The organism is Streptomyces sp. JN8, assembly GCF_055808075.1.
In genome coordinates this window covers 6,981,195-6,994,941 of record NZ_CM147852.1, presented here as the reverse complement: position 1 = coordinate 6,994,941, position 13,747 = coordinate 6,981,195, and the positions used below count along the sequence as shown (strand labels likewise).

General features: G+C 73.3%; 14 protein-coding genes. 8 read left to right on the top strand and 6 right to left on the bottom strand.

Features of this window, described 5'->3' with window-relative positions; all coding sequences use genetic code 11:
• Position 1: 1 nt before the first annotated feature.
• Positions 2-1,219: an acyl-CoA dehydrogenase family protein gene (locus ACY0MR_RS30970; protein WP_392044079.1), complete on the bottom strand. Its 1,218-nt coding sequence runs from the start codon at positions 1,217-1,219 to the stop codon at positions 2-4.
• Positions 1,220-1,380: 161 nt separating this feature from the next.
• Between ACY0MR_RS30970 and ACY0MR_RS30965 the strand changes: the two genes are divergently transcribed.
• Complete coding sequence (locus tag ACY0MR_RS30965; RefSeq protein ID WP_473556588.1) at positions 1,381-2,028, top strand: TetR/AcrR family transcriptional regulator; 648 nt, start codon at positions 1,381-1,383, stop codon at positions 2,026-2,028.
• A 127-nt stretch (positions 2,029-2,155) separates the two neighbouring features.
• On the opposite strand, the gene def is transcribed toward ACY0MR_RS30965, so the two are convergent.
• The gene (def, locus tag ACY0MR_RS30960) at positions 2,156-2,716 is read right to left on the bottom strand and encodes a peptide deformylase (protein ID WP_392862667.1); all 561 of its coding nucleotides are present in this window, start codon (positions 2,714-2,716) and stop codon (positions 2,156-2,158) included.
• A gap of 125 nt (positions 2,717-2,841) precedes the next feature.
• Between def and ACY0MR_RS30955 the strand changes: the two genes are divergently transcribed.
• The 5 genes from ACY0MR_RS30955 (at position 2,842) to ACY0MR_RS30935 (ending at position 7,516) form a co-directional block, all read left to right on the top strand.
• Positions 2,842-4,089, top strand: a complete 1,248-nt coding sequence (locus tag ACY0MR_RS30955; protein ID WP_388805131.1) for a Mur ligase family protein — start codon at positions 2,842-2,844, stop codon at positions 4,087-4,089.
• A gap of 19 nt (positions 4,090-4,108) precedes the next feature.
• Positions 4,109-4,837, top strand: a complete 729-nt coding sequence (locus ACY0MR_RS30950; RefSeq protein ID WP_361860097.1) for a type 1 glutamine amidotransferase — start codon at positions 4,109-4,111, stop codon at positions 4,835-4,837.
• A gap of 193 nt (positions 4,838-5,030) precedes the next feature.
• Positions 5,031-6,056, top strand: a complete 1,026-nt coding sequence (locus ACY0MR_RS30945; protein ID WP_361860094.1) for a 6-phosphofructokinase — start codon at positions 5,031-5,033, stop codon at positions 6,054-6,056.
• Between the two features lie 115 nt (positions 6,057-6,171).
• A complete protein-coding gene (locus tag ACY0MR_RS30940; RefSeq protein ID WP_361860091.1) occupies positions 6,172-7,119 on the top strand; it encodes a cytochrome c oxidase assembly protein in 948 nt (315 codons plus the stop codon).
• Between the two features lie 184 nt (positions 7,120-7,303).
• On the top strand, positions 7,304-7,516 hold the full coding sequence (locus ACY0MR_RS30935; RefSeq protein WP_388805490.1) for a hypothetical protein: 213 nt from the start codon (positions 7,304-7,306) through the stop codon (positions 7,514-7,516).
• A 26-nt stretch (positions 7,517-7,542) separates the two neighbouring features.
• Here ACY0MR_RS30935 and ACY0MR_RS30930 read toward each other — a convergent pair whose 3' ends face one another.
• The gene (locus ACY0MR_RS30930) at positions 7,543-8,643 is read right to left on the bottom strand and encodes a DUF3048 domain-containing protein (protein WP_392862670.1); all 1,101 of its coding nucleotides are present in this window, start codon (positions 8,641-8,643) and stop codon (positions 7,543-7,545) included.
• Positions 8,644-8,668: 25 nt separating this feature from the next.
• Between ACY0MR_RS30930 and ACY0MR_RS30925 the strand changes: the two genes are divergently transcribed.
• Both ACY0MR_RS30925 and ACY0MR_RS30920 read left to right on the top strand, forming a co-directional pair.
• Positions 8,669-9,358, top strand: a complete 690-nt coding sequence (locus ACY0MR_RS30925; protein ID WP_404086191.1) for a lysophospholipid acyltransferase family protein — start codon at positions 8,669-8,671, stop codon at positions 9,356-9,358.
• A 99-nt stretch (positions 9,359-9,457) separates the two neighbouring features.
• Positions 9,458-10,495, top strand: a complete 1,038-nt coding sequence (locus ACY0MR_RS30920; protein WP_473556582.1) for an NAD-dependent epimerase/dehydratase family protein — start codon at positions 9,458-9,460, stop codon at positions 10,493-10,495.
• Between the two features lie 50 nt (positions 10,496-10,545).
• On the opposite strand, the gene ACY0MR_RS30915 is transcribed toward ACY0MR_RS30920, so the two are convergent.
• The 3 genes from ACY0MR_RS30915 to ureG form a co-directional block, all read right to left on the bottom strand.
• Positions 10,546-12,126, bottom strand: a complete 1,581-nt coding sequence (locus tag ACY0MR_RS30915; protein WP_388805144.1) for an alpha/beta hydrolase — start codon at positions 12,124-12,126, stop codon at positions 10,546-10,548.
• Between the two features lie 189 nt (positions 12,127-12,315).
• Positions 12,316-13,059, bottom strand: coding sequence for an urease accessory protein UreD (locus tag ACY0MR_RS30910; protein WP_392862815.1), 744 nt, complete (start codon positions 13,057-13,059; stop codon positions 12,316-12,318).
• Positions 13,056-13,733 (bottom strand): urease accessory protein UreG, encoded by a 678-nt coding sequence (ureG, locus tag ACY0MR_RS30905; RefSeq protein WP_361857032.1) that lies wholly within the window; start codon positions 13,731-13,733, stop codon positions 13,056-13,058. Before ureG ends, ACY0MR_RS30910 begins: the two co-directional genes overlap by 4 nt.
• Positions 13,734-13,747: the final 14 nt, after the last annotated feature.

The window sequence follows — 13,747 nt, the reverse complement described above, 5'->3', positions numbered from 1 at the left end:
GCTACTTGGCGATGGCCCGGCTGATGACCATGCGCTGGATCTCGCTGGTGCCCTCGAAGATCGTGTAGATGGCCGCGTCGCGGTGCATGCGCTCCACCGGGTACTCGCGGGTGTAGCCGTTGCCGCCGAGTATCTGGATCGCCTGGGCGGTGACCTTCTTCGCGACCTCGCTCGCGTACAGCTTGGACATCGAGCCCTCGGCGGCGGTGAAGGGCTTGCCGGCGGTCGCCATCCAGGAGGCGCGCCAGACCAGGAGGCGGGCGGCGTCGATCTGGGTGGCCATGTCGGCGAGCTGGAAGGCGACGCCCTGGTTCTCGATGATCGGGCGGCCGAACTGGACGCGGGTCCGCGCGTAGTCGAGGGCGACCTCGTAGGCGGCGCGGGCCGTGCCGACCGCCATGGCGCCGACCGCCGGGCGGGAGGCCTCGAAGGTGGCCATGGCGGCGTTCTTCACGCGCTCGCCGCCGCCGGCCTTCGCCTTCTCGCGGGCCCGGGCCAGCCGCTCGTCCAGCTTCTCCTTGCCTCCGAGGAGGCAGTGGCCGGGGACGCGGACGTCCTCCAGGACGACCTCGGCGGTGTGGGAGGCGCGGATGCCGTGTTTCTGGAACTTCTGCCCCTGGGAGAGGCCGGGGGTGTTCGGGGGCACGATGAAGGAGGCGTGGCCCTTGGAGCCGAGCTCCGGGTCGACGACCGCGACGACCACGTGGACGTTGGCGATGCCGCCGTTGGTGGCCCAGGTCTTGGTGCCGTTGAGCACCCACTCGTCGGTGGCCTGGTCGTAGACCGCGCGGGTGCGCATCGAGGCGACGTCCGATCCGGCGTCGGGCTCGGACGAGCAGAACGCGGCGACCTTGACGTCGTTCGCGTCGCCGTACATCTGCGGGACCCAGGTGCCGATCTGCTCCTCGGTGCCGTTGGCGAGGACGCCGACGGCGGCGAGGCCGGTGCCGACGATGGAGAGCGCGATGCCGGCGTCCCCCCAGAAGAGCTCCTCCATGGCCATGGGGATGCCGAGGCCGGTGGGGTCGAAGAACTGCTGGGCGTAGAAGTCGAGCGAGTAGATGCCGATCTTCGCCGCTTCCTGGATGATCGGCCAGGGAGTCTCCTCACGCTCGTCCCACTCGGCGGCCGCGGGGCGCATCACGTCGGCGGCGAAGCCGTGGAGCCAGTCGCGGACCTGCTTCTGGTCATCGTTGAGTTCGAGCGTGAACTCGCCCATATTCCCTCCCAGCAGTACGTTACTTGCGGTAACACCAGTCTGTTACCGGTCGGTACGGGCTGTCAACCTGCGGTGGAGCGGTTCGGCCGACCGGCACCGGACACCGGCCGGGTGTTACGTTGCGACAGCCTCACGAATCGCACGGGCGGGGAGACACGCACATGGACATCGCACACCGGACCACCGACCAGCAGACGCCCGCCGAGCAGCGGCGACGCGAACTGCTGGAGGCGGCGGACCGGGTGGTGCTCCGGGACGGCCCCAAGGCCTCCATGAACGCGATCGCGGCGGAGGCCGGCATCACCAAGCCGATCCTCTACCGCCACTTCGGCGACAAGGGCGGCCTCTACCGCGCGCTCGCCATCCGTCACACGGACGCCCTCCTCGCCGCCCTGCGGGCCGCGCTCGACGCGCCGTCCGACCGCCGCCGCCGCGTCGAATCCACCCTCGACACCTACCTCGCCTCGATCGAGGCGATGCCCCAGGTCTACCGCTTCCTCATGCACCCCGCCGAGGAATCCCACCAGACCGAGCAGGGTTTCGACGTCGGCCGGCACTCCGCCCCGCTCCTCCGGCGCATGGGCGAGGATCTCGGCCAGGTCATCGCCGAGCGCATCGACCTGGGCCCCGGCGCCGAGGCCCAGGCCCGGATCTGGGGCCACGGCATCGTCGGCATGATGCACGCGGCCGGCGACTGGTGGCTCGGCGAGCGCCCCTGCTCGCGCGCCGAACTCGTGCGCAGTCTGGCCGACCTCCTCTGGGGCCGCCTCGCCCAGGCGTCCGACCGCCCCGGCGGACCGGGGTTCTAGCCGGGACGGGACGGCGAGGGGGCGACGCCGCCCCCGGCCGGGCCCGGCCTCCCGCCACCGCCGGCGAACCCGGGGGGCGCGGCGGGCGGGGCCCTCGGGCCTCCGGTACCGCCGCCCCGCGGGGGCCTCAGGTCTCCAGCACCCCGACCCCGCCGCCCCACGGCTGCTTGCGGACCGCGCGGATCAGACGTGACTTGCGCCACCCCGTGACGCGGTCCGCGTAGACCCCGCCGTCCAGATGGTCGGCCTCGTGCTGGAGGCAGCGGGCGAAGAAGCCCGTGCCCTCGACCCGGACCGGCGTGCCGTCCAGGCGCACCCCCTCGACCACCGCGCGGTCGTAACGGGGCGTCGGGGCTTCGAGCCCCGGCAGGGAGAGGCAGCCCTCGGGACCCCGCACGACGTCGCCGTCCGCCTCGACCAGGCGCGGGTTCACGACGTGCCCCAGGTGGCGGGTCTCCTCGTCGTCCGGGCAGTCGTACACGAAGACCCGCAGGCCGACGCCCACCTGGTTCGCCGCCAGGCCGACGCCGTTCGCCGCGTACATCGTGGCGAACATGTCCTCGACGAGGCGGGCGAGTTCGGGCCCGAAGTCGGTGACGGGCGCGCAGGGCGCGTGCAGGACGGGGTCGCCGAGCAGAGTCATCGCTCGGACCAGGCCGGAACTGCCGGGGATGGGGCGGTTTCGCATGGCCGTAAGGGTACGGTCCGCCGTGACCTGGCTGTTTCGGGTGTCTCACCACGGTGCCGCTGTTCGGGCTGCTGGCCGGATCTCGATAGGCTGAGCCCGGACCGACGCAAGGAGGAACAAGAACGATGTCAGGACACCCCGGTAATCCAGAGCCGCTGTCGCCGCGCGCCAAGCTGGCCGTGACGGCGGGCAGGGCCGCGGCCGCGGTGTCGCGTGCGGCGGGGCGCGGCAGCGGATCGGTGATCGGCGGCAAGGTGGCGCTGAAGCTCGACCCCGACCTCCTCGGCCGGCTCGCCCAGCATCTGGACGTCGTCCTGGTGTCCGCGACGAACGGCAAGACCACCACGACCCGGCTGATCGCGGAGGCCCTGCGCGCCGCCGGCCCGGTCGTCTCGAACGCCCTCGGCGCCAACATGCCCGCGGGCATCACCTCGGCGCTGGCCGGCGGCTCGGACTCCAAGTACGGCGTCATCGAGGTCGACGAGAAGTACCTGGCCGGCGTCGCCCGCGACACCACGCCCAAGGTGATCGCGCTGCTCAACCTCTCCCGCGACCAGCTCGACCGCGCGGCCGAGACCCGGATGCTCGCCGAGAAGTGGCGCGAGGGCCTCAACGGGACGAAGGCCGTCGTCGTCGCGAACGCCGACGACCCGCTCATCGTGTGGGCCGCCTCCTCCTCGCCGAACGTGGTGTGGGTCGCCGCCGGCCAGGAGTGGAAGGACGACGCCTGGTCGTGCCCCGCCTGCGGCGGTGTGATGCAGCGCCCGGGCGACGACTGGTTCTGCGGCGAGTGCGGCTTCCGCCGCCCCGCCCCGAGCTGGGCGCTCAGCGGCGACCACGTGCTCGACCCGCACGGCTCCGCGTGGCCGATCCGGCTCCAGCTGCCCGGCCGCGCCAACAAGGCGAACGCCGCGACCTCGGCCGCCGTCGCCGCCGTCTTCGGGGTGCCGCCGCAGGTCGCCCTGGAGCGCATGTACGCGGTGCAGGCCGTCGCCGGACGCTACGACGTGGTGTCCTTCCAGGGCCGTGAGCTGCGCCTGCTGCTCGCCAAGAACCCGGCCGGCTGGCTGGAGACGTTCTCGCTCATCGACGGACCGCCGGCCCCGGTGATCCTCTCCGTCAACGCCCGCGGCGCCGACGGCACGGACACCTCCTGGCTGTGGGACGTGGACTACGGCCGGCTCGCCGGGCACCCGATCATGGTGATCGGCGACCGCCGGCTGGACCTCGCCGTCCGCCTGGAGGTCGCGGGTGTGGACTTCCGCGTCTGCGAGACGCTGGACGAGGCCGTCACGATGGCCCCGCCCGGGCAGATCGAGCTGATCGCCAACTACACCGCCTTCCAGGACGTCCGCCGCCGCGTCGGCAACTGACCCGTAGAGGACTTGCAGCATGAGTGACAGCAGCCTGCGCCTGGTCTGGGTCTACCCGGACCTGCTCAGCACCTACGGCGACCAGGGCAACGTGCTCGTCGTCCAGCGCCGCGCCGAACAGCGCGGCCTCAGCGTCGAGCGCGTCGACGTCCGCAGCGACCAGCCGGTGCCGACCTCGGGCGACATCTACCTGATCGGCGGCGGCGAGGACCGCCCGCAGCGGCTCGCGGCCGAGCGGCTGCTCCGGGACGGCGGCCTGTCCCGGGCCGCCTCGAACGGCGCGATCATCTTCTCGGTCTGCGCCGGATACCAGATCCTGGGGCACGAGTTCGTCAACGACGTCGGCGAGCGGCAGCCGGGCCTCGGCCTGCTCGACGTCACCACGACCCGCGGCGAGGGCGCCCGCTGCGTCGGCGACGTCCTCGGCGACATCGACCCGCGCCTCGGCCTCCCCCAGCTGACCGGGTTCGAGAACCACCAGGGCATCACCCATCTCGGCCCGACCGCCCGGCCGTTCGCGCGGACGGTGTTCGGCAACGGCAACGGGACCGGCGACGGCACCGAAGGCGCGTACAACGACACCGTCTTCGGTACGTACATGCACGGCCCCGTCATGGCCCGCAACCCGCAGATCGCGGACCTGCTCCTGAAGCTGGCCCTCGACGTGAACGCGCTGCCGCCGACGGACGACCGCTGGTACGAGGCGCTGCGCGCCGAGCGCATCGCGGCCGCCACGCAGCCCGCGTAGCGGTCCGCACGGCCCGCGCCGGACGGGCCCGGAGAGGCGGCACGCACGGCGCCGGCGGCCTCTCGTACGAACGTACGTTGTCCACTGTGCGGACATCCGGTTCGGCCCCGCCACCCTGCACCGATAGGGTGGCGGGGATCCAGCCGGACGACGTGGTCCGGGAGTCGGCCCACGTTGCAAAGGTTTTTGGGCTATGCGCATTGGCGTGCTCACCTCCGGCGGAGACTGCCCCGGTCTGAACGCTGTCATCCGTTCCGTCGTGCACCGCGCCGTCGTCGACCACGGCGACGAGGTCATCGGCTTCCACGACGGGTGGAAGGGCCTGCTGGAGTGCGACTACCGCAAGCTCGACCTCGAAGCGGTCGGCGGCATCCTGGCCCGCGGCGGCACCATCCTCGGCTCCTCGCGGGTCCAGCCGGCGCACCTGGTCGACGGCGTCGAGCGCGCCCGCGGCCACGTGGCGGACCTCGGACTGGACGCGATCATCCCGATCGGCGGCGAGGGCACCCTCAAGGCCGCGAACCTGCTCTCCGAGGCGGGCCTCCCGATCGTCGGCGTCCCCAAGACGATCGACAACGACATCGCCTCCACCGACGTCACCTTCGGCTTCGACACGGCCGTGACCGTCGCCACCGAGGCCCTCGACCGGCTGAAGACCACCGCCGAGTCGCACCAGCGCGTCCTGGTCGTCGAGGTCATGGGCCGTCACACCGGCTGGATAGCGCTGCACTCCGGCATGGCCGCCGGCGCGCACGCCGTGGTCGTCCCCGAGCGCCCCTTCGACATGGACGAGCTGACGGCCCGGGTCGGCGAGCGCTTCGAGGCCGGCAAGCGGTTCGCGATCGTGGTCGTCGCCGAGGGCGCGAAGCCCCGCGAGGGCTCGATGGACTTCAAGACCGCGGGCACCGACATCTACGGCCACGAGCGGTTCACCGGGATCGCCAACCAGCTGTCCGTGGAGCTGGAGCGGCGCCTCGGCAAGGAGGCCCGTCCCGTGATCCTGGGCCACGTCCAGCGCGGCGGCACCCCCACCGCGTACGACCGCGTCCTGGCGACCCGCTTCGGCTGGCACGCGGTCGAGGCCGCCCACCGCGGCGAGTTCGGCATGCTGACGGCCCTGCGCGGCACGGACATCACCATGGTCCCGCTGGCCCAGGCCGTGGAGAGCCTCAAGACGGTCCCCGCCGACCGCTACGCCGAGGCCGAGTGCGTGATCTGACGCACACCCGCGCGGACGCGCGCGCACGACACCGCCCCCGGTCGCAGTCGCGGCCGGGGGCGGTTCTAGTCTGGTGCGGACAACAAGCGCGAATCGGGCTCCAGGAGTGCACACGATGGATCACAGCGGGCACGGCATGACCATGGATCTGCCGCCGTTCACGCTGGGACGGGGGCTGGAGTTCTCTCCCGACCCCTTCTTCCTGGTCGGCTGCCTCGCGGCGCTCGGTCTGTACGGCTGGGGCGTGGCGCGGCTGCGCGGCCGCGGGGACGCGTGGCCGGTGAGCCGGACGGTGTTCTTCACCGTCGGCGTGCTGACGATCGCGCTCGTCATGTGCACCAGGCTCAACGACTACGGCATGGTCATGTTCAGCGTGCACATGGTCCAGCACATGGTGATCTCCATGCTGTCGCCGATCCTGCTGCTGCTCGGCGCGCCGGTCACGCTGGCCCTGCGGGCGCTGCCGGTGGCGGGCCGCGGCTCGACCGGCCCGCGCGAGCTGCTCCTGAAGCTGCTGCACAGCCGGTACATGAAGGTGATCACGCACCCGGGCTTCACGATCCCGATGTTCATCGCCAGCCTCTACGGGCTCTACTTCACCCCGCTGTTCGACTTCCTGATGGGTTCGAAGCCGGGGCACATCGGCATGATGGTCCACTTCCTGATGGTCGGCGTCGTGTTCTTCTGGCCGATCATGGGCGTCGACCCGGGCCCGCACCGGCCGGGCTACGTGATGCGGATGCTGGAGCTGTTCGCGGGCATGCCGTTCCACGCCTTCTTCGGCATCGCGCTGATGATGGCCTCGGAGCCGATGGTGAAGGCCTACCAGAACCCGCCGGCCTCGCTGGGGATCGACGCGCTCACCGACCAGAACGCGGCGGGCGGCATCGCCTGGGCGTTCAGCGAGATCCCGTCGGTGCTGGTGCTGATCGCGCTGGTCTACCAGTGGTACCACTCCGAGCAGCGGCAGGCGGTCCGCAAGGACCGGGCCGCCGACCGGGACGGGGACAAGGAGCTGGAGGCGTACAACGCGTACCTCGCCTCGCTCCAGGCCCGGCGGTGACGCCCGGCGTGCGGTGAGCGGCCCCCGTCCGGGCCCGGCGCGGGACCTCGTACGGGGTCCGGAGCCGGGCCCGGCGGCATGTCCGGCGCACGCCGGAGCGTCCGGGGAGTAGCGCGCGCCCCGCCTGGGGGGTCACGATGGGCTGGACGGCTTCCACGACCTCGGTCGGGAGGAGGGCGGACTCATGTCCGGTGGCACGAAGACGATGGCGGTGCTCACCTGCGCCGCGGTGGTGCTCACGACCGCGTACACGGTCGCGCTCGGCAGCAGCGGATGGCTCTGGTTCGGCTCGGTGGTGCTCGCGGTGGCGACGATCGGCCTCGCCGCGTCGGACAGCGCGGCCCCGGCGGGCCCGCGCCGCCGCCCGCCGGCCGGTCCCGGACCGGCGAGCCCCTGAGCCCGTCGGGCCGGGGTGCCGCGCGGTCAGCCGCGCGGTGCGAGGACCACCCAGACCTGCCCCGGTGCGAAGGCCAGCGGCGCGCCGTCCGGGGTCGTGAACGCGGTGCCCGACGCCGCCGCCGTGCGGGACCAGCGCGCCTCGTACGCGCGCCCGTCGCGCAGGACCGTCGCGGTGCCGCTCCCGACGGTCTCGGTGTACGGGGAGACCGCGCCGGTGACGTCGTGGAAGCGGGACGGGCGGACGGTGACGTGCTGCACGACCACGGTGGACGGCGCGAGGGGCCCCGTGGCGGTGTCGCGGGCCGGTCGACCGTCCATCGCCACGCGCCAGGTCCGGTCGGAGGCGGACCAGGTGAAGGTGTAGCGGGCCGCCGGGTAGCGGACGGTCTCGGCCGGGACCGCGGTGCCGCCGGCCGGGGCGGGGCCGAAGCGGAAGCCGATGTCCCGGGCCTCCTGGGGCGCGGCCACGGTGTCGAGGGCCCGCCCGGGTCGCAGGTACAGGTTGTGCGGGGCGGCCCGGTCCGCGGAGCGGCGGAAGGCGCCGGGGCTGGTGGACTCGGTGACGGGGTCCAGGGGCGCGGCCCGCAGGAGCGGGTCGAGGGCGGACTGGGCCCCCGAGTAGCCGAGGACCGGTCGGCCGAAGGCGGCGAGCAGCTCCACGTCGGACTCGCGGGCGCTGCGGACGGGTCCGACGCGCTCGGGCAGGCGGGAGGAGTACACCGCGAGGAGCCTGGTCACGCCGCCCTCGACCTGCTCCACGTAGACGACGTCGGCGGCGCCGAGCCCGGTGTGCGGGCGGGCCGCGGCCACGTTGTCGATCTTGACGGCGAGGACGGGGCCGGACCGGGCCGGGAGCCCGGTGAACGGGGAGAGGCCGGAGGCGGCGGGAGGGGTCGTGGCCGGCGGCGCCGTCGTGGGCGGCGGCGCGGTGGTGGCGGGCACGGGTGTGGGCGTGGGGGACGGCTCCGGCCGTCCCGCGTCGGAGCAGCCGTACAGCCCGGCCGCCGCCACAGCGCACAGCAGCGCGGTGAGGACGCGGCCGGGGCGTCCGATTCCTCGCTCGCCGGTCGTCATGACGCTCCCCCACCAGTGGACCACGGGCGCGTGCGCGCGTACAACGGGCATGACGGACGACGAACGGGGGTCGCGGGTGTTCTACCACCTGATGAAGTACGTACTGCTGGGACCGCTGCTGAGGCTGCTCTTCCGGCCGCGCATCGAGGGTCTCGCACACATCCCGGAGGAGGGGGCCGCGATCGTCGCGGGGAACCACCTGTCCTTCTCCGACCACTTCCTGATGCCGGTGGTGCTCGACCGGCGGATCACGTTCCTGGCGAAGCAGGAGTACTTCACGGGGCCGGGGATCAAGGGCCGGCTCACGGCCGCGTTCTTCCGGGCGGCCGGGCAGATCCCGGTGGACCGCTCGGGCAAGGAGGCGGGCAAGGCGGCGATCCGGGAGGGGCTCGGCGTGCTGGACCGGGGTGAGCTGCTCGGCATCTACCCGGAGGGGACGCGCTCGCACGACGGCCGGCTCTACAAGGGCAAGGTGGGCGTGGCGGTGATGGCGCTGACGGCCGGGGTGCCCGTGGTGCCCTGCGCGATGGTGGGGACCTTCGAGATCCAGCCGCCGGGGAAGGTGGTGCCGAGGATCCGCCGGGTCACCATCAGGTTCGGGGAGCCCCTGGACTTCTCCCGCTTCGCCGGGTCGGCCGGCGAGCGGACCGTGGTCCGTGCGGTGACCGACGAGATCATGTACGAGATCCTCCGGTTGTCCGGACAGGAGTACGTGGACGCCTACGCGGCCGACGTGAAGGCGGCGGAGGCGCGGACGGACGACTGAGTCGCCGTCCGGGGTTCCCGGGCGGCGGACGCTGTGAGCGGATCCGCGCTCGGCGCAAACCCCTGGGCCGCCGCACCGGACGGCCGTAGCGTCACGATCATGACCAAGGGAACCGTGTTCGTGCTGGGTGGATCGGGACAGGTGGGGCGGGCGGCCGTGCGGGCGCTCGTCGCGGACGGCTGGGAGGTGACGGCCGCGTCGCGGGGCGGCGGCAGGGACGCGAGGTGGCCGGACGAGGTCCGGTCGGTGGCGCTCGACCGGAACGAGGACGGCGCGCTCGCGGCCGGACTGGGCGAGGGCTGCGACGTGCTGGTGGACGTCGTCGCGTACGACGCGGGGCACGGGCGGCAGGTGACGGGGCTCGCGGACCGGATCGGCTCGGCGGTGGTGGTGTCCAGCGGCGCCGTCTACGAGGACGCGCGGGGACGGAGCTTCGACACCCAGGACCGGCCGGACGGCTTCCCCGACTACCCGCTGCCCATCCCGGCGGACTGGCGGACGGTGGCGCCCGGAGACGGCACCTACGGCACGCGGAAGGTGGCGCTGGAGCGGGAGGTGCTCGCGGCCGGCCCGGCGCTGCCGACGACGGTGCTGCGGCCCGGCGCGATCCACGGGCCGTACTCCCCCGGTCCGCGCGAGCTGTGGTTCGTCAAGCGGATCCTCGACGGGCGGGCGGTGCGCCCGCTGGCGTACGGCGGGGCCTCCCGGTTCCACCCGGTGCACGTGGACAACCTCGCGGAGCTCGTCCGGCTGGCGGCGGCGAGTCCGGGCAGCCGGGTGCTCAACGGCGGGGATCCGGAGGCGCCGACGGTCGCGGAGATCGGGGCGGCGGTCGACGCGGTCATGGGCGTCGAGAGCGAGACGGTGCTGATCGAGGGCGCACCGCCGGGGGACATCGTGGGAGCCACCCCGTGGACGGCCCCGCGGTCCGTGGTCTACGACATGGCGGCGGCGGAGCGGGAGCTGGGGTACCGGCCGGTGGTGTCGTACGCCGACGCGCTGCCGGAGACGGTCGCGTGGCTGACCGAGCGGCTCGCGGGACGGGAGTGGCGGGAGGCCTTCCCGGGACTCGCGAAGTACGGGGTGGACCTGTTCGACTACGCGGCGGAGGACGCCTGGCTGGCCTCCCGGGGGTGACCCCGGTGGGGGTGGGACGGCCGTCCCGCCCCCACCGGGCCGTCAGCCGGTCAGGGCGTCGGGGTGGCGTGCGGGGCGCAGGTCTGGTCCCTGGCGTCCAGCTTGCCGGTCAGCAGGTAGGCCTCGACCTTGGTGTTGAGGCACGGGTTGACCAGGCCGGTGATGCCGTGCGAGCCGGCGTCCCGCTCGGTGATCAGGCGCGAGCCCTTGAACCGCTTGTGCAGCTCGACGGCGCCGGCGTACGGGGTGGCGGCGTCGCGCTCGGACTGGGCGATGAGCACCGGCGGCAGGCCCTTGCCGGTCTTGACCTCGGTCGGGCGCTGGCGGGGCGCGGACCAGGTGGCGCACGGCAGGTTCATCCATGCGTTGGCCCAGGTCATGAAGGGGTACTTCTGGTGGAGCCGGCTGTTGTCCCGGTCCCACGTCTTCCAGCTGGTCGGCCACGGGGCGTCGGCGCACTCGACCGCGGTGTAGACGGCGTTGCCGTTCTCCGAGGCGGCGTTGCCGGCGGTGTCGGTGGGGTCCGAGGCCGCGTTGTCGATGAGCGGCTGCGGGTCGCCCGCGGCGTACGCGCTCCAGGCCTCGGCCACCGGCGCCCACATGGAGTCGTAGTAGGGCGCGTTCTGGAAGAAGCCGATGAGCTCGGCCGGGCCGACCTTGCCGCCGAGGGGCGCCTTCTTGGCGGCGGCCCGCAGGGTCACCCACTGCTGCTGGACCTCGGCGAGGGTGTCGCCGAGGTGGTAGGTGGCGTCGTTCCGGGCGACCCAGGTCATCCAGTCCTTGAGCCGGCCCTCGAAGGCGATGTCCTGGTCGAGGTTGACCTCGTACCAGATCTTCCGGGTCGAGGGGTTCACGACGCTGTCGAGGACCATGCGGCGGACGTGGGTCGGGAAGAGGGTGCCGTAGACCGCGCCCAGGTAGGTGCCGTAGGAGACGCCGACGAAGTTGAGCTTCTTCTCGCCGAGGGCGGCGCGGATGACGTCGAGGTCGCGGGCGGTGTTGGGCGTGGTCATGAAGGGCAGCATGTCGCCGCTCTTCTCGGCGCAGCCCTGGGCGTACTCGGCGGCGAGCTTGCGCTGCGCGCGCTTGTCGGCCTCGCTGTCGGGGACCGGGTCGGGCTTGGGGCCCTTGACGAACTCGGCGGGGTCGACGCAGGAGATGGGGGCGGACTTGCCGACGCCGCGCGGGTCGAAGCCGACGAAGTCGTACGCCTTGGCGGCACCCGCCCAGATGGCGTTCTTGGTGGTGACCCGGCGCGGGAAGCGCAGGCCGGAGCCGCCGGGGCCGCCGGGGTTGTAGAGGAGCGCGCCCTGGCGCTCGGAGGGGGTGCCGGTGGCGTTGATCCGGTCGACCGCGATCTTGATCTTCTTGCCGTTGGGCTTGGCGTAGTCGACGGGGACGGTGACCCAGCCGCACTGGATCGGCTTCTCCAGGCCCCAGTCGGCCGGACAGTCCTGCCAGTCGATGCCCGCCTGGGCGGCGCGCGCCGCGGCGACGGCGACACCGATCGACTCGGCGTCGCGCAGGTGGCGGTTGCTGTCGGCGTTCGCCGCCGGGGCCGCGAGCGCGCCCGCGACGAGCGTGCCCGCTATCAGGGTGCCGGCCGAGCCGAGCATTGCCGTACGTCTCAACGTGTACTCCCCCAGGAGGAGCGCCACCCCCCGTGGCGGCGCTGTGTGTTGGCTGTCCGGGGGATCCTTTCGTCCGGGAGCCTCCCGATGAAAGGGCGAACACGTGTTTCTTTGCCGAACCAATAACCGGTGAACGGTGTACCGCTCAGCGGTGACCTCACCGCACCCTCACAGACCGTCCGAACAGCCTCAGAACGGGGCGAGTTCGGACAGGGCGTCGTCGAGCAGGCGCCGCAGTGCCAGGGCGTCCGGGGCGACGGCGGTGGCGAGGGCCGCCGGGCCGGCGAGCGGGGTGACGGCGGCGTGCTCGCCGATCAGCCGCGGGTGGACCGGCTTCTCCTCGAAGGCCGGATCGACGACGAGGAGTTGCCCGGTGGCCCGGTGACCGCCGAGGACCGCGCCGCCGTCCCAGCCGCCGGGGGCGCCCGGACCGAAGGCCAGCTCCTGGTCGAGGAGGGGCCGTCCGGCGCGGCGGACGGTGAGGCGCGTGACGAGGCTGCCGGGCGGCTCCCCGTGGCGGCCGAGGACCTGCTCCTCGCGGAGCACCAGGCGGGCCGTGGCGGCCAGCTCGACGACGGTCCGCATCCGCAGGTCGGAGCCGCGGACCGAGACCACCTGCTCCGGCAGCCAGCGGAGCACCCCGTCCTCGCCGACGCCGATCCGGACGTCGTACGCGGCCGGTTCGGCGCTCCGGCCCGGCAGGGCGAGGGTGGCGGCGGCCGAGTCGACCAGGAGCCGCGCCCCGGCCCGCACCTCGGTCTCGACGGCGAGCCGGTCCCCGCCGAGCGGCGCGCTCATCGCGCCGACGACGGTGACCCGGGTGTACGGGCCGGCGGCCCTGGTCCGGCGGAGCGCGAGGGGCCCGTCGCTCACGAGCAGCGGCAGGCCGCCGTCGGCGTCGGCGGTGATCCGCGCGGTGGCGCGCAGGCTCACGCGGTCCATGCCCCGAGCTGCGCCCTGACCCAGTCGGCGACCGGGGCGACGCCGCCCTCGGCGCGCAGCGAGGTGAAGGCCACGGGAAGGTCGCCGCGCTGCTCCTCGGCGTCGCGCGCCATCCGCTCCAGGTCGGAGCCCACGTAGGGGGCGAGGTCGGTCTTGTTGACGACGAGGAGGTCGGCGGTGGTGACGCCGGGGCCGCCCTTGCGCGGGATGTCGTCGCCGCCGGCCACGTCGATGACGAAGATCTGGGCGTCGACGAGCCCCTTGGAGAAGGTGGCGGTGAGGTTGTCGCCGCCGGACTCGACCAGGATGAGGTCGAGCGGGCCGACGGCGTCCTCGAGCTCCTCGACGGCTTCGAGGTTGGCGGAGATGTCGTCGCGGATGGCGGTGTGGGGGCAGGCCCCGGTCTCCACGGCCTGGATCCGCTCGGGCGGCAGGACGGCGTTGCGGAGCAGGAACTCGGCGTCCTCGCGGGTGTAGATGTCGTTGGTGACGACGGCGAGGGAGAGGGAATCGCGCAGGAGCCGGCAGAGGGCGGCGACGGTGGCGGTCTTGCCCGAGCCGACCGGTCCGCCGAGGCCGATGCGCAGGGCACGGCGGGTGCCGTCGGGACGGTGGGCGTCGGCGGAGACGGCGCCGTGGTGGGTGTGGCCGTGGTCGAGGTGCATGGGGGAACTCCAGG

Bases quoted from the DNA above. Each gene is read 5' to 3' on its own strand.
- ACY0MR_RS30935 (WP_388805490.1), top strand. From the start codon at position 7,304: ATGTCCGGTGGCACGAAGACGATGGCGGTGCTCACCTGCGCCGCGGTG.
- ACY0MR_RS30950 (WP_361860097.1), top strand. From the start codon at position 4,109: ATGAGTGACAGCAGCCTGCGCCTGGTCTGGGTCTACCCGGACCTGCTC.
- ACY0MR_RS30970 (WP_392044079.1), bottom strand. From the start codon at position 1,219: ATGGGCGAGTTCACGCTCGAACTCAACGATGACCAGAAGCAGGTCCGC.
- ACY0MR_RS30945 (WP_361860094.1), top strand. From the start codon at position 5,031: ATGCGCATTGGCGTGCTCACCTCCGGCGGAGACTGCCCCGGTCTGAAC.
- ACY0MR_RS30930 (WP_392862670.1), bottom strand. From the start codon at position 8,643: ATGCCCGTTGTACGCGCGCACGCGCCCGTGGTCCACTGGTGGGGGAGC.
- ureG (WP_361857032.1), bottom strand. From the start codon at position 13,733: ATGCACCTCGACCACGGCCACACCCACCACGGCGCCGTCTCCGCCGAC.
- ACY0MR_RS30920 (WP_473556582.1), top strand. From the start codon at position 9,458: ATGACCAAGGGAACCGTGTTCGTGCTGGGTGGATCGGGACAGGTGGGG.
- ACY0MR_RS30955 (WP_388805131.1), top strand. From the start codon at position 2,842: ATGTCAGGACACCCCGGTAATCCAGAGCCGCTGTCGCCGCGCGCCAAG.
- ACY0MR_RS30965 (WP_473556588.1), top strand. From the start codon at position 1,381: ATGGACATCGCACACCGGACCACCGACCAGCAGACGCCCGCCGAGCAG.
- ACY0MR_RS30940 (WP_361860091.1), top strand. From the start codon at position 6,172: ATGGATCACAGCGGGCACGGCATGACCATGGATCTGCCGCCGTTCACG.
- def (WP_392862667.1), bottom strand. From the start codon at position 2,716: ATGCGAAACCGCCCCATCCCCGGCAGTTCCGGCCTGGTCCGAGCGATG.